Origin of the sequence: Mesorhizobium sp. L2C066B000, from assembly GCF_000502335.1 — a bacterium.
Lineage (GTDB): Bacteria > Pseudomonadota > Alphaproteobacteria > Rhizobiales > Rhizobiaceae > Mesorhizobium.
This window is the reverse complement of sequence record NZ_AYWZ01000001.1, coordinates 375,300-390,167: the sequence shown is the minus strand read 5'-3', so window position 1 is coordinate 390,167 and position 14,868 is coordinate 375,300. Positions and strand designations below refer to the sequence as shown.

Below are 14,868 nucleotides of genomic sequence, written 5' to 3'. Positions count from 1 at the left end.
ACGACGGGCGTGGCAGAATACCGACCAAGGGTGGATAGATCGCTGTTCCGGAACGCGCCTGACACGCCTGGAAAATGAAATGTTAACGATGTTTCCGTAAAGCAGGCTGTGCGTATTGAATTTTAAAGGGTTAGCATGATGTCCGCCGCTTCCGGTCCTCCTCCAGCCGCGGCCGCCGCCGGCATTAGCCCCTATGAACGGATCGAAAATGCGCGGCGCGCCAGCAGGCCAAAGCCGCAACAAACCGCGCCGATCATGGCACATGCGGCGGCACCCGCTGTAACGTCGGCCCCTGTAACGTCGGCCCCTGTGTCGCCTGCACCCGTGGCGCCGCCTGTAGCCGAGCCCGTCACGACGGTGACGCTCAACAAGATCGGAACCTTTCTCGAACTCGATTTCGGGCGTCTGTTTGTCTGGCTGCGCGCCGGCCTCGCTCTGGTATGCCTGCTGGCAATCGTCGGCGGGATCATCGGCGGTGCCTACGCTCTGCTGAGCAAGCAGCGCTATACCGTGACCACGGACATCCTCATCAATCCCGCCAATCTTCAGGTTGTTCCGAATGATCTTTACCCGCAATCGGCCCAGGTCGATGGACAGCTGCTCAGCGCGCGCAGCAAAGAGCGCATCTTGACCTCGGGCAGCGTGCTTTCACGTGTTGTAGACGATCTTGACCTGGCCAGTGACCCGGAGTTCTTCGACGCGGACCGTAGCCGCACAGGGACGGACGGCGCCAAACCCGATCCAAAGCTTACCGCCCTGAAGAACCTGGCGGAACGGGTTAGCAGCATCGCGGATGAAAAGTCGTTTGTCACGACCTTGATGGTATCGGCGGAAACCCCCGCTAAGGCGATCCTGATTTCGCAGGATATCGTCAAGACTTTCCAGGAAGAGCTGGCCAGCGCCGAGGCTTCCGGCGCCAGCCGTGCCGCGGCCGCGCTGGACGGGCGGCTGGGCCAGCTCAAGAGCGATGTGCAGGCCGCCGAAGAGAAGGTCGAGGCCTATAGGCGCAGCCACAATCTGGCCACCAGCAATGGGCAGCTTGTTTCCTCGCAAACCATGACCCAGCTCAACGGCCAGATCGTGGAGACGCAATCGCGCGTCATCGCCGCCCAGGCAAGTTACGACGCCCTGCTTGCCGCCGGCGCAAACGGCACCAATTCCGGTCCCGCCACGTCGGAGGCGCTTGTGGCGCTGCGCGCAACGGCCAACGGCCTGCGCCAGCAGATCGATTCGCAGTCGATGACCTTTGGCCCCCGTCATCCGTCGATCGTCAGGCTGAAGACGGAGTACAACACGGTCAGCGCGCAACTCAGCGCCGAATACGCGCGCACCCTGCGCCTGGCGAAAGTCAACCTCGATGCCGCCAAAACCTCGTCGGCCTCCCTCAATGCCAAGATGAATGACTTGAAGGGCAACGTGTTCTCGGATAGCGATTCCGAGGTCGCCTTGCGTGAGCTTGAACGTGACGCCGCGTCGAAGACGGCTATCTATGAGAGCTTCCTGTCGCGGGCACGCCAGATAACCGAGCGCGAACAGATCGACAGCACCAATGTGCAGGTGATTTCCACCGCAGTGCCGCCAAAGGGCCGTTCATGGCCCCCCCGCACCGTCGTGATGATCGGCCTGGGGGCCATTGGCGGCATGATCCTTGGCATGTTGCTCGCTATTACCCTGGGTATTGTGCGCGACATGCGTCTTCCGCCGAACCGCCCGGACGTCATTGCCAGCCGCGCCTGAAATGGCGAAGCGGATTGTCTTTCACATTGCCAGCCTCAGGGGCGGCGGCGCCGAGCGCGTGTTCGTCCTGATGGCGAACGAACTGGCATCGCGTGGCCACAACGTCACGCTTTTTACCTGGAACGCGCAGGGGCCCAATGCCGCCCTGCTTTCGCCTGCCGTGCATCTGGTCGATTTCGGCCTCCCCATTCGCGGCGAGGGTTATGGCAAGTGGGCGACATTGAAAGGCATCGTGCGAAGCGCGGGCCTGCTTGGCCGCCTTTCTCCCGACGCGATCTACAGCGCCCCGGAATTCGCCAATCTGGTCGTGGCGCTGGCGCTTTCCCTCGCGCGAAGCAGGGCGCGGTTCTTCCCGAGTTTCCACGCCGCCGCCTCACTGCCTTCCGGCAGCCTTGGCGCGAAAATGGCGGTCTGGCTTTCGGCCCTGGTTGCGGCCCGCGCCACCAGGGCCATCGCGGTTTCTGAGGGTGTCTGCGGCGATCTTGTGGCCCGAGGCTTCCCGAAATCCAAGGTCGTGGTCATCAACAACCCGCTGCCGCCGGCTGCATCCCAGCAACGCTCCTACGCCTGGCAGGCAGAGCTCGCGGCGATGGGCGACGGCCCCGTCATCATCACCGCCGGACGCCTGGTGCCGGTTAAGGATCATTGGACGTTGCTGCGGGCCTTCGCTGTGCTGCGCGCCGGCCGCCGGGCCCGGCTTGTCATCTTCGGCGAGGGTCCGCTGGCCGACGAGCTGCGCGCCTATGCCGAAGAATCCGGTATCGGCGCAGACGTTCTGTTTGCGGGCTATGTCAATGATCCGGCGGCCTGCTACGCAGTAGCTGACTTGTTCGTCCTATCATCGACCAGCGAGGGCTTCGGCAATGTTCTGGTCGAGGCCATGGCAGCGGGGATTCCGGTGGTCTCCACGGACGCGCCGCACGGCCCGCGCGAAATACTTGATGACGGCCGCTTCGGCGCCCTGGTGCCGGTCGGCGATGCCGCGGCCCTGGCAGTGGCGATGGCCGGAATGCTCGACCAGCCGACAACCGCCGCGATCCTGAAAAGCAGGGCGGCGGATTTCGAAATTGAAAAGATCGGAGACCGGTACGAGGCGTTGCTCTGAATTAGCGCATGGATCGGCTTGCGGCGGCACAGGAATTCGCCATTGATGGGACAGGACGCCGCCAACATAGGCCGGTTACTCCCAATCCAATCATGATCTTTAATATCAGTTTACCCAGAGTTGGTAACAACAGGGAACCCGCGTTTCATCCCCTCAGCATAGGGAATTTCCTTGCCGCAGCATCACAGCCCTCCTGCCGGCCGTGCAAACGATCGTAATAGGCCGCGATTGCACTGCTTCATGCGGGTTGAGCTGGAACTCGCGCCTGACGTTCTGGTGCCGCGAGCCGAAACGGAACTGCTTGGCCGGACGGCCGCGGCCATTCTTGGCGAACAGGCGCACGAAACGATCCTGATCGACATGTGCTGCGGCAGCGGCAATCTTGCCGTGGGCATCGTCAGCGAATGTCCTCGGGCTCGGGCATGGGCGGCGGACCTGACCGACAGCACGGTTTCGCTTGCCCGCCGCAATGTTGTGCGCCTCGCCCTGCAGGACAGGATCAAGGTCCGGCAAGGCGACCTATTTGCCGCGATCGAGGGTGACGGCCTCCACGGCGCTGCCGACATGGTCGTGTGCAACCCGCCCTATATTTCCTCATCCCGTCTCGATAGCGAAAGCGCGCATCTGTTGGAGAACGAACCTCGGGAAGCTTTCGACGGCGGCCCTTACGGTATTTCGATCCTCCAAAGGCTGGTCCGGGATGCCGCAGCTTTCCTCAAGCCAGGCGGATGGCTGCTATTTGAGTTCGGCGAAGGTCAAGATCGGCAGATAGCAACCCTTTTATCGAGAACGAAATCCTACGAAACCCCAACCTTTGCCGTGACGGCCGACGGCCAGCCCCGTGTCGCCATGGCGCGCAAACATGGTGGCCGGGTTCCCGGAACCGGGAGCCCGGCGTGAGCGTCGTCCGCGCCCTCGATCAGGCCGACCTTGCGGCCGTCGCGGGCATGTTTCAACGCATGCTGCGCAAGAAGCGGGGGCCAGCGCCGGCCTCCCTCGTCGATTACATGAGGCGGTTTTATCTGGACGCACCCGACTGGGGCAGCGGGCTCCGTTCGCTTGTCCATGTCAATGACGCCGGCCAGGTTTCCGGGTTCGTCGGCGTTCATGCGCTGCCGATGAAATTCAACGGCCGGCAGCTCTACGCTGCCATCTGCAGCTCGCTGATGGTCGAGGATCACGAGACCGATCCGATGGCCGGTGCCCGCCTGTTGAAGGCCTTCCTCGATGGTCCGCAGGACATCTCCTTCAGCGAAACCGCCAATGATACGTCCGTGAAACTGTGGACGCGGCTTCGCGGCGTGGTGCTGCCGCAATACAGCCTTGACTGGGTTCGCGTGATGCGGCCGGCGACCTTCGTGCTCAGCCTTTTTGCCAATCACATGAAGCTTGCCTGGATGTTCAACCCGCTCGCCCGGATCGTCGACCGGCTCTACCTTCGCAAAATGAAGGGCAGTCAACGACGCTGGACCGGCGTCGTCGCCAACGCATCGAGCCGGGGGGCATTTCGGACCTCCGAGATCGACAGCGGCAGCTTTGCGGAGCTGCTGGAGCCGCTTTGCGCCCAATTTCCGCTACGTCCGCAGTGGGCGGAAGGTCAGCTCGACCATATTCTGGGCGATGCGGCGCAAAAGCCGGATTTCGGAGAGCTTGTCTACGTGTCGGTGGCATCGCCGAACGGCGCCAATGTCGGCGCTTTCGCCTATTACGCTCGACCGGACGGGATCGGCCGCGTGCTGCAGGTCCTCGCTCTTCCCGGCCAGGCCGGGCCGGTGATCGATTGCCTGGTCGAGCATGCCGCCCGGCGCGGTGTCTCCGGCTTGCGCGGCCGCGTCCAGCCCGCGCTTCTGGAGGCCATGCTTGTAAGACGCATAGCCTTCATACCGGTCGCCTCGACCGTCGTGCATTCACGCGATCCCGAGCTTCTGGATGCCATGAAGAACGCGCAGGTCTTTCTGAACGGGCTTGCGGGCGAGCAGTGGAGCCAGTTGATCGGCGGCCGCTTCACCTGAAGCGTTCCGCCTAGAGCAATTCCAGGAAAAAGGTGCGCGGTTTTCCATCCGGAATCGCGTAAAACAAGAGCTTAGAGCGCCTCGCATGAAATCGGGTTCATGCGATGCGCTCTAAGTTTTTCTTTGATGCATGTCGTATCGCAAACCGGATCACTTTTGCTCGATATGCATCAGGTCAGGAGCCGACTTCGTCCACGCCGTCAACGAGCTGCGGGCGCAGGTGCAGATAGCGCGTTGCCTTTCGCTTGGCGGCGATGTCGGCCCAGACGCGTTCGATCTGTGAGGCGGTCAATCCCGTCGCTTGCCCTACCACCTCGGCGGACACGCCGTTGTTGAGGCCGTAGAGACACAGATCCATCCGATCGTAAGGCAGGGAGAAGTAGAATTCTTCCTGCGTCTGCGCCAGCGAGTAGGTGTCGGTGGTCGGCGGCCGGTTGCGGACCTCTTCCGGAATGCCGAGATAGGCGGCTAGCGCATAGACCTGCGTCTTGTAGAGATGCGCGATCGGCTTGACGTCGGCGGCGCCGTCGCCGTTCTTGACGAAGAACCCCTGATCGTATTCCAGCCGGTTCGGTGTGCCGAGCACGGCGAAGTTCAGCCGGTCGGCATGATAATATTCGATCTGCTTGCGGGTGCGCTGCTTCATGTTGGTGGCGGCAACGATGCCGAGATAGACCGCCACCGGCATCCGCAGTTTCGTCTGCTTGCCTTGCGGGTCCTGCACCACCAGCGAGGAGATGTTGTAGCCCTCGCCTTCGAGCACGTTCGCGATCACGATCTTTGAGGCCCAGCCCTTGCCATAGTCCGGGACCATTTCGCGGATGAAGGCGTCGCGGCGTTCATAGCAGCCCATTGCCCGCAGGGTCGGCCCGATATCCTCCACAACGGCCTCGACGCCGAAAGTGTCGGCGACCAGATGGCCGAGTCGCAGGCTTTCGGGGTCGGAATCGCTTTCCGGCATGAGGACGCACAGCACATTCTGGTGGCCGACGGCACGCGCGGCCAATGCAGCCGAAACGCTGGAATCTATACCGCCCGAAAGACCGAGCACGAGGCCGCGCTTGCGAATGCCGCGCAACTGCTCGCGCAGGGCCGCCACGATCCTGTCCGTTTCGGCGGCGGGATCGATGACCAGGGCTTGCGTGAAGGCCGGCGCATCCTGGGTTGAGCCGATGTTCATTGCTCGGCCTCCATCATCTCAGCCGCGAGCCGGCGGCTGACCTTGCCCGACTCCGTCTTCGGTAATTCGCTGCGGAACTCTATGATTTTGGGGACCATGAAATCCTCCAGGTGGCGCGCGCAGTGACGAATGATGTCCTTTCCGCCAAGCGCCGGATCGGACCGCACGACGAGCGCGCCGATCGCATGCCCCAGCACCGGATCCGGCACGCCGACGACCACCGCTTCCGCGATACCTGGATGGGCGTGGAGCACGGCCTCCACTTCCTTGGGAGCGACCTTCTCGCCACGCGTCTTGATGATGTCGTCCTTACGCCCGACAAAATAGAGAAAGCCGTCCTCGTCGGTCTGGAACAGGTCGCCCGTATAGAGCACCTTTTCCCAAGGGTTAGGCCCCGGCCGGAGCGCTCGTTCCGTCTCGGCCTTGTTGCGCCAATAGCCCTGCATCACGTGCGGACCGCGGATGACTAGCTCACCTGCCACGCCCGCCGGCACGCGTTGTCCAAGGTCGTCGACGACAAAGGCTTCCGTGTTGGGGATCGCTATGCCGACCGACCCTGGCCGGCGGTCAAGTTCCTCGGGTGGCAAATAGGTGCAGCGCTTGCATTCGGTCAGCCCATACATCGAATAGATCCGGACGCCGGGCAGCAGCGAGCGCAGGCGTTCTATGTGGGCTGGCGGCAAGGCGGCCGCGGTGTTGGAAATATAGCGGAGGCTGGGCAGGAAACCCGGCGCCAGATCACGCATCTGCAGGATCATCGCCGCCATGGTAGGCACCAGCGGAAGGCCGGTGACGCCCTCTTTGCGGATGCGTTCGAAGATCTCGTGCGGGAAGGCGAAGGACTTCTCGAGCACCAGCGTGGCCCCGAGCCTGACTGCCATCAGCAACTGGTAGAGGCCATAGTCGAAGGCAAGCGGGAGGACGTTCAGGATGATGTCGTCCGGCGCATTGCGCAGATAGGTGGCGATCGACCCCGCGGCAGCGTCGCAATTGCGATGCGTCATCATCACACCCTTGGGCCGGCCGGTCGAACCTGACGTGTAGATCAGCATCGCAAGGTCGACGTCGATGCCGCGATGGTCTACCTCCGCGCCATCGAACGTCAGGCAGTCAGTCAGGGACGCGGCCCCTGCCGGGCATTGCCCATCGGCCCCAGGGGTGGAAGCCACGAAGATGCCGGTCTTGCCTTGCGATGCGCAGGCTTCGGTGACCACGGGCATCAGCTTCGCCTGCGTCAGGACTGCCCTGGCGTCGCAATCGGCGATGATGTAACCGAGCTTGTCGGCCTTTGTGGAGGGGTTGATCGGACTGAAGGTCGCACCTGCCTTGAGTGCGGCAAAGATCGATACGGCGGCCTCCCAGCAATTGTCCATGAAGATCAGGACGCGGTCGTCGCGCCTGATCCCATTCATGAAGAGAGCGGTGGCCAGCCGGCTCGAAAGGTCGTCGAGTTCTTCGTAGCTCAGCTTTTTGCCCCTAGTGACCAATGCCGTCTTGGCCGGGTGGGCAGCAGCCTTCGCCATCAGAAAATGCTCGATCCGCACTGGACGTTCCTCGCCGTTGGCGCTTACGCTGCCAGCGTTTGTGCTCTCGCCTCGATGAAGGACGAGATGCGGTCAAGCGAGTCCAGGTTGGCCGGAACGATGTCGGCATCCACCATCGCGATGCCGAAATTGTCCTCGATGAAGGCCACCAGCTCAAGCACCGCAGTCGAGTCGATGATGTCGTTCTCGATCAGCGAGGCTGAATCCGACAGTTTGTAGGAGGTGTCGCCGAACAGGAAGTTGTCGACGATAAAGCTTCTGACCCTGTCCTTGATTGCCGTCATGATGTCTTTCCTTTTCCTCGCCGTCTCAGGCCGCTCTTGCCGCGCCGACCGCTTGGCCGGCGAAATTCTTCTGCCACAGCTGCGTCGACAGAATGCCGACGAAGGCGGCGTTGTCGCGAAATCCGGTCGCGGTCTCCATGCGGCATTTCTCGTGGAGCTTGGCCACCGCCTTGGCGTTGAACAGGCCGCCGGCGGTAATGCTCGCCTCGCCCAGGCAGTCACGAACATAGTCTAGTTCCTCCGCCCCGACGAAGGAGCGGGCCTCCGGGGCGCGGTAAGGTTGCTTGGTGCGTTTCCCGATCGCCGCCGGAAGGTGGTGCCTGGCCACCTTGCGCAAAATGTGCTTCTCCATCAAGCCTTTCAGTTTCATCTCCGGCGGAAGTCTTGCCGCGAACTCTACCACGCGATGATCCAGGAAAGGAAACCGCCCTTCGATGCCGTGCGCCATGGCCATCCGATCGCCTTGGCTGGAGAGGATGTAGCCGGGCAGGAGGAAGCGGGTTTCGAGATATTGCGCCTGATGCAGCGGATGCCATAGGGAAAACGCCTCGGGCAGGCGGCTGGTCAGCTCTGCAGCCGCGTCATAACCCTTCAACGTCGCGCGCAGGTCGCCGGAAAAGAAGATTTTCGCCGCCGCCGTGGTCTTGAAGCGTGGCCGATGCGAGAACAGCGGATCGTCGAGGGCAGCGTTGCTGGTGCCGAAGAAGGCAGCCAGATACTCCACCGATTGCTGTTGCAGGCCCGGCAGATACGGGTAAAGCCGGCGGAACAGCTGCGGCCTTATGCGCGATGTGGGCTGCCGCCCGCAGAACCGGCGGACACGCGCCTCCTTGAAGACGTCGTAACCGGCGAAGACCTCGTCGGCGCCTTCACCCGTCAGCACCACCTTCAGGCCGGCCTGGCGAACCAGGGCGGACAATTTGTAGAGTGGCGCAGGAGCCGTGCGGATGATCGGCCGCTCGGCAAAGCGGATGACCTCAGGAAAGACGCTGGCGATATCGCGGGCGCCGCATTCTATGGCGTGGTGGCGCGTGCCGAGCGCCGAGGCCATTTCGGTCTGAAAGGCGCTTTCGTCATGCTCGGCGCTGTCGAAGGTTACGGAAAATGTCTCCAGTCTCCGAGGAGTCATGCCGGCGGCAAGCGCAGAAACAAGCGACGAATCGAGCCCTCCGGAAAGATAGGAACCGACCGGCACGTCGGCCCGCATGCGAAGCCTCACCGCATCGGTCAGAAGGGCTTGCAACTCCTCTGCCGCGTGGTCCTCGTTCGTGATCTTCGACGGCTCATCACGATGCGGATAGTCCAGGTGCCAGTATCGTCTGACCGTGACCTGCCCCTGCGTCGCGATCATCACACTTGCCGGTTCCAACTCGTGGATATTGCGGAACGCCGTGCGCGGAGCGATCGGCGCCCACAGCGTAAAGATCTGATCCAGCGCAATCGGATCAATTTCAGCGGAGACGCCCGGGACCTTCAACAGGGCTTTGATCTCCGAGGCAAAGTAAAGCACCCCGTCATTACTTGTGTAGAAGAGCGGCCGGACACCCATCCGGTCTCGTGCGAGCACCATTCGTCGCTGCCGATTGTCCCATATCGCCAAGGCGAAATCACCGTTCAGGAGAGACAAGCAGTCTTCGCCCATCTCCTCATAGAGCTGAAGGATGACCTCTGTGTCGCTCGACGTCCGAAAGTGTCGGCCCTTGGCGATCAGCCCTTCGCGCAGTTCTATGTAGTTGAAAATCTCGCCGTTGAACGCAATCGTCAAATTGCCGGCCTCGTCGGACATCGGTTGTTGGCCGTCTCCGATGCCGATCACTGACAGCCGCGCATGCCCGAGCCCGGCATCGGGTGCTACGAATTTCCCTTGCTCATCCGGCCCACGATGGGCAATTGCGGCTACCATGTGCGTGAGCAAAGCTTCCGCATCCCGGATTGACCCGAAATAACCCCCGAATCCACACATCCCTTGAACTCATATTGAACGCTAAGGTACGGAACATAACCTCGATAGTGGCATCTGGGGTTAATCCGATAATTTCACCGAGCATGTGGTTAACAAGAAGTTTGCCACGATGTGGTCTTCGTGGCTAGGACGCGATGGCTCTCCATCACCTCGCGGTTGCGGTCGTAATAGCCGGAACGATAGCCCAGGCGCTCCGACGTGGCGAACCGCCTGGATACAAACGGGCCGCGCGCAACGTGCTGGCGACCTTGAGGCAAATTCAACCGCAGGCTCCTGGGCTGACTATTATCGGGGTAGGTTTTTTTCAACGCTTGCAACGGCTTACTGTTTTCCGACACGCGCCGGGCGCGAACGGACCAGAGCATTTCCAAAAAAGTGTGACACGGTTTTCTCTGCAGAAGCGCGCGGCGCTTCTGCAGCAATTTGCCTCGAAATCAAGAGATGACGGGGGTTTCAACGTGTCTGAGGAACGGTTGATCGCTCTAGGCCTTTTTTCCGGGTTGGCATGGCTGGACACGGGCGGCTAAGGCTGGAAATGTGATTGCACGTCTTCGCTGCCGGGGGGCTGGCCGGAGGACGAGGAGGATGGCGCTGAATTTCGAATATATTGCCGGCCATCCGGCGCTGCACCGTCATGTCGAGGCGCAGTCGAAGGCGCTGCTGCATATCTATGAAACGAGCCCACGCCTGGCCGCCGTATTCGCCACGCAACAGCGCTGGCTGCTGGCTCACACCGGCCTAGCTCTGCATTTCGCCCGCGACCCGCGCGATCCCCGCACGGAACTGACACTGGCCCGCTTCATCGATGCAGTGCTTCACTATTCCGTTGCCAGCCGCAACACGGCTGAAGCCTTCATCAAGGAGATGCTGCACTATCACATCATCGAATACCTGCCGCACACCGGTGATGGACGAGCCCATCCCTTTCAGGTGACGGCAGCGACGCTGAAGGAATTCGACGGCTGGGTGGTTGCGCATCTGCGCACGCTCGACGGTCTCGACAGCGGCAACCGCCTCGCCGCGTTTCTCGAGCAGAACGGCATGATTGCCAGGCTGCAGCCGCTGGTGGCGGAAGGCCTGCTCTCCTCCAACCCTGTGCGTGAGCCCAAGCAGACGTTTTCGCTGTTCATCTGGCTCAACAATGGCGGCATCGTCATGGATTGGCTGATGTCCGGCATCGATCCCGACAATGCCGCCCTCGACCGGATCCCGACCAGCGTGGTTTCGATCGGCGAATTCGCCAGTTGGCTAAAACTCTCGCGCACCCATCTTGCGCGCAAATTGCGCGACGCCGAAAAGCTCGGCAGCGTCGGCTGGCTGGGCCGGCGCGGGCATTCCGTAATGTGGGTCTCGAACAGCTTCTACCAGGAATACATGACCGTGCAGGCCGCCAAACTTGCCGTCATCGATGCCGCGTTCGAAGCCTGCCGACCGGCGTCGCCGCACGCTGGCTGAACGTTCGGCGCAGACGCTGTTGCGCAGCCGATCGTGCCGACCGCGAGGACCCGTCCGGGCGCATGGCCGAGGTGGCCTTTCCGCCGTCGGGATACGGACATCTGGACAGCGGGGGCGAAGCCTGAAAGCGGAACGATCCGCGCGAGCGGCAGCGATCCGCCCGACGGGTTCGGGTGGATCAACTGGTCAAAAGCCGGGCGCAGCATCTCAATCGATGTCGAATGACACGCCCTGCGCCAGCGGCAGCGCCTTGGAATAGTTCACCGTGTTGGTGGCGCGGCGCATATAGGCCTTCCAGGCATCGGAGCCGCTCTCGCGCCCGCCGCCGGTTTCCTTCTCGCCGCCGAAGGCGCCGCCGATCTCGGCGCCCGACGTGCCGATGTTGACGTTGGCGATGCCGCAATCCGAACCATCGACGCCGAGGAAGCGCTCGGATTCCTGCAGGTCGCGGGTGAAGATCGACGACGACAGTCCGGCGCCGACCGCATTGTGCTCGTCGAGCACGGCATCGAAATCGGAATATTTCATCACGTAGAGGATCGGCGCGAAGGTTTCTTCGGTGACAGGAGCCACCTGCTTCGGCATTTCGACCAGCGCCGGATGCACGTAATAGGCATCGGGATGGCCATTCTCGACCCGCGAACCGCCGGTCAGCTTGCCGCCGTGAGCGGTGGCTTCCTTGAGCGCCTTCTGCATGGCGTCGAAGGCCGCCTTGTCGATCAGCGGCCCGACGAGCGAAGACGTCTCCAGCGGATTGCCGACCGAGACGCTCTCATAGGCCTTCTTCAGCCGCGGCAGCAGCGCGTCATAGACGCTGTCATGCACGAACAGGCGCCGCAGCGTCGTGCAGCGCTGGCCGGCGGTGCCCATGGCGCCAAAGGCGATGGCGCGCAGCGCCATGTCGAGATCGGCGGTCGGGCAGACGATGCCGGCATTGTTGCCGCCGAGTTCGAGCACGGCGCGGGCAAAGCGCTTGGCCAGACGCGGGCCGACATCCCGGCCCATGCGGGTCGAGCCGGTGGCCGAAACCAGCGCCACCTTCGGGTGGTCGACCAGGATCTCGCCGACGGAGCGGTCGCCAATCAGCACCGGTGCCAGGCCCTGCGGCGCATCTGCGCCGAAGCGCTTGACCGCGCCGGCAAAAATCGCCTCGCAGGCGAGCGCCGTCAGCGGCGTCTTTTCCGAGGGCTTCCACACCACGGCGTCGCCGCAGACCAGCGCGAGCGCCGCGTTCCACGACCACACCGCGACCGGGAAGTTGAAGGCCGAAATGACGCCGACGACGCCGAGCGGATGCCAGGTCTCCATCATGCGATGTCCCGGACGCTCGGTGGCGATGGTTAGACCGTAGAGCTGGCGGGAAAGGCCGACGGCGAAATCGCAGATGTCTATCATTTCCTGGACTTCGCCGAGGCCTTCCGACGGGATCTTGCCGACCTCGATCGACACCAGCCGGCCAAGCTCGGTTTTGTGCGCGCGCAACTCCTCGCCGAGCAGCCGCACCAGTTCGCCGCGCCGGGGACCCGGCACCATCCGCCAGGCCTGGAACGCCGTGTGCGCGGCATCGATGGTCTTGGCCGCATCGGCCGGCGAAATCGTCTTCAGCGCCGCGATCTGTTCACCCGTCACCGGGCTGCGCACGACGAGGTCGCCGCCGGTCAGCGCGTCCTTGGCCACACCCAGTTTCGCCAGAAGTTCGGCCGTTTCCTTCGCTATCGTCATTTTTATCCCTTTCAGATCCGCTCGCCATCATAGGGCGGCGGTCGAGCCTTGGCGCCATTATCGCCCGCATGCCGCAGGCGCTGTCATGGCGTGCCATTACTCGTTTCAGGGGAAAATCGCCACCCCGGCATGGTCCAAGCCGGGATTGCACGATTGAGCCAGAGGAGGAACAGGCTTAGTGCGCTGTCTTCGCCGGCGCCTTCACGGCTCCGTCCCGCATCAGCCGGTCGATATGCATGCGGATATGGGCGGCTTCCGCTGCCGTGTTGGCCAACGCAATGGCGCGATCGAAGGCGACACGCGCCTCTTCGCCACGGCCGAGTTGCATCAACAGACCGCCCTTGAGTCCGAAGAAGTGGAAATAGCCTGACAGCCTCTCGCCAAGCGGCTCGATCATGGCAAGGGCAGCTTCCGGCCCGCGCACCTTGGCGACCGCAACGGCACGGTTCAGCGTCACCACCGGCGAAGGTTGCATCGCCTCCAGCAGGCTGTAGAGCAGCTCGATCTCTGTCCAGTCGGTCTCCTCGGGGGTTGCCGCCCGCGCATGAAGGGCGGCGATCGCCGCCTGCACCTGGTAGGGTCCGGGCTTCTGGTGGCGCAGGGCCTTGTCGACCAGCGCCAGGCCTTCGTCGATCATCTTGCGGCTCCACAGCGAGCGGTCCTGGTCGTCGAGCAGCACGATCTCGCCATTCTCGTCGAAGCGGGCCGGCGCGCGCGCATGCTGCAGCAAAAGCAATGCCGTCAGACCCATGATCTCCGGCTCGGTCTGGAACAGCCGCAGCAACAGGCGCGCCAGCCGGATCGCTTCCTCGCAAAGCGGCGCACGCGCCGGCGCCTCGCCGCTGTTGGTGGAATAACCTTCGTTGAAGATCAGATAGACCATGGCGGCAACGGCGGCGAGCCGCTCCGAGCGCTCGACCGCTCCGGGCGTCTCGAACGGCACGCCGGCATCGGCAATGCGCGCCTTGGCGCGCGTGATGCGCTGTTCCATGGCGCTTTCGCCGACCAGGAACGCACGCGCGATCTGTTTGACGGTGAGACCGGAGACGATGCGCAACGCCACCGCGATCTGCTGCGTAGGCGGCAGATCCGGATGGCAGCAGATGAACAAGAGCCGCAATATGTCGTCGCGGTAGTGTGCGCCGTCCAGCCGTTCGGCGATATCGCTCTCGGCATCTTCGAGGTCCGAGATCTGGTCCTCTTCCGGCATCGGCGCCTGCTTGGCGCGCTTGCGCACCGCGTCGATGCCGGTATTGCGGCCGACAAAGATCAGCCAGGCCGCAGGATCGCGCGGCGGCCCGTTCTGCGGCCAGTTCTTGAGTGCCCTCAGGCACGCGTCCTGGAAAGCTTCCTCCGCCGCATCGAGATTGCGGAAATACCGCAGCAGCGCACCCATAGCCTGCGGGCGGGCAGCGCTGATCGCCGAGCTTATCCAGGCGAGGTCTGTCATGTGGCTACTCTGGTTGGGTTGAAGACGGAAACCGGTCGGATCTCATAGGATCCGCCGCTGGGATTAACCTCGGAAAGCTCGCGCGCGAACTCGACGGCCTCGTCGAGATCGGCGCATTCCAGCGTGTAGAAGCCGAGGAACTGTTCCTTGGTCTCGGCAAACGGGCCGTCGATGACGACCGATTCGCCCTTGACCTTGCGCAGCGTCGTCGCGGCGGTGGTGGGCAAAAGCCGCGCCACCGGCCCAAGCCGGCCGGCTTGAGCGTATTTTTCCTGCACATGCATGAGCTTTGCCATGACCTCGTCATCCTGTGCCTTGCTCCAGGAGGAGACGACATCTTCGGAGGCATAGCAGAGGATAGCGTAGAGCATGGGAGGTCCTTTTCTGTCTCAAAGGACGAAACAGTAGGGCCTATG

The 14,868-nt window shown here is 62.8% G+C and carries 13 protein-coding genes; 5 read left to right on the top strand and 8 right to left on the bottom strand.

The genetic code is table 11. The features are described 5' to 3' along the window. Positions 1–138: 138 nt before the first annotated feature. The 4 genes from X733_RS163890 (at position 139) to X733_RS163905 (ending at position 4,854) form a co-directional block, all read left to right on the top strand. On the top strand, positions 139–1,737 hold the full coding sequence (locus tag X733_RS163890; RefSeq protein ID WP_031192943.1) for a GumC family protein: 1,599 nt from the start codon (positions 139–141) through the stop codon (positions 1,735–1,737). A gap of 1 nt (position 1,738) precedes the next feature. Further along, a complete protein-coding gene (locus X733_RS163895) occupies positions 1,739–2,842 on the top strand; it encodes a glycosyltransferase (RefSeq protein ID WP_023817319.1) in 1,104 nt (367 codons plus the stop codon). Positions 2,843–3,082: 240 nt separating this feature from the next. Then, the gene (locus tag X733_RS163900; RefSeq protein ID WP_081731214.1) at positions 3,083–3,742 is read left to right on the top strand and encodes a HemK/PrmC family methyltransferase; all 660 of its coding nucleotides are present in this window, start codon (positions 3,083–3,085) and stop codon (positions 3,740–3,742) included. Further along, positions 3,739–4,854 carry a hypothetical protein gene (locus X733_RS163905; protein ID WP_023817317.1) on the top strand — a complete coding sequence of 372 codons (1,116 nt, stop codon included), beginning with the start codon at positions 3,739–3,741 and terminating at the stop codon, positions 4,852–4,854. Before X733_RS163900 ends, X733_RS163905 begins: the two co-directional genes overlap by 4 nt. Before the next feature lie 175 nt (positions 4,855–5,029). On the opposite strand, the gene nadE is transcribed toward X733_RS163905, so the two are convergent. From nadE to X733_RS1000000169310, 5 genes are all read right to left on the bottom strand, one after another. Further along, positions 5,030–6,034 carry an NAD(+) synthase gene (gene nadE / locus X733_RS163910; RefSeq protein WP_023817316.1) on the bottom strand — a complete coding sequence of 335 codons (1,005 nt, stop codon included), beginning with the start codon at positions 6,032–6,034 and terminating at the stop codon, positions 5,030–5,032. Further along, positions 6,031–7,578 carry an AMP-binding protein gene (locus X733_RS163915; protein ID WP_023817315.1) on the bottom strand — a complete coding sequence of 516 codons (1,548 nt, stop codon included), beginning with the start codon at positions 7,576–7,578 and terminating at the stop codon, positions 6,031–6,033. The genes nadE and X733_RS163915 overlap by 4 nt, the downstream gene beginning before the upstream one ends. A 23-nt stretch (positions 7,579–7,601) precedes the next feature. Then, positions 7,602–7,865, bottom strand: a complete 264-nt coding sequence (locus X733_RS163920; protein WP_023671787.1) for an acyl carrier protein — start codon at positions 7,863–7,865, stop codon at positions 7,602–7,604. Positions 7,866–7,887: 22 nt separating this feature from the next. Continuing rightward, positions 7,888–9,825: an asparagine synthase (glutamine-hydrolyzing) gene (gene asnB, locus X733_RS163925; protein ID WP_023817314.1), complete on the bottom strand. Its 1,938-nt coding sequence runs from the start codon at positions 9,823–9,825 to the stop codon at positions 7,888–7,890. 89 nt (positions 9,826–9,914) lie between these two features. Beyond that, positions 9,915–10,247, bottom strand: coding sequence for a hypothetical protein (locus X733_RS1000000169310; protein WP_155924125.1), 333 nt, complete (start codon positions 10,245–10,247; stop codon positions 9,915–9,917). 163 nt (positions 10,248–10,410) lie between these two features. On the opposite strand from X733_RS1000000169310, the gene X733_RS163935 reads away from it, so the two are divergent. Next, positions 10,411–11,280 (top strand): hypothetical protein, encoded by an 870-nt coding sequence (locus tag X733_RS163935; RefSeq protein WP_023817312.1) that lies wholly within the window; start codon positions 10,411–10,413, stop codon positions 11,278–11,280. Positions 11,281–11,487: 207 nt separating this feature from the next. Here the strand turns inward: X733_RS163935 and X733_RS163940 are convergent, their stop codons facing one another. The 3 genes from X733_RS163940 to X733_RS163950 form a co-directional block, all read right to left on the bottom strand. Then, positions 11,488–13,002: an aldehyde dehydrogenase family protein gene (locus tag X733_RS163940; RefSeq protein WP_023671784.1), complete on the bottom strand. Its 1,515-nt coding sequence runs from the start codon at positions 13,000–13,002 to the stop codon at positions 11,488–11,490. 175 nt (positions 13,003–13,177) lie between these two features. Further along, a complete protein-coding gene (locus X733_RS163945; RefSeq protein ID WP_023817311.1) occupies positions 13,178–14,452 on the bottom strand; it encodes an RNA polymerase sigma factor in 1,275 nt (424 codons plus the stop codon). Next, complete coding sequence (locus X733_RS163950) at positions 14,449–14,823, bottom strand: YciI family protein (protein ID WP_023725131.1); 375 nt, start codon at positions 14,821–14,823, stop codon at positions 14,449–14,451. The genes X733_RS163945 and X733_RS163950 overlap by 4 nt, the downstream gene beginning before the upstream one ends. Positions 14,824–14,868: the final 45 nt, after the last annotated feature.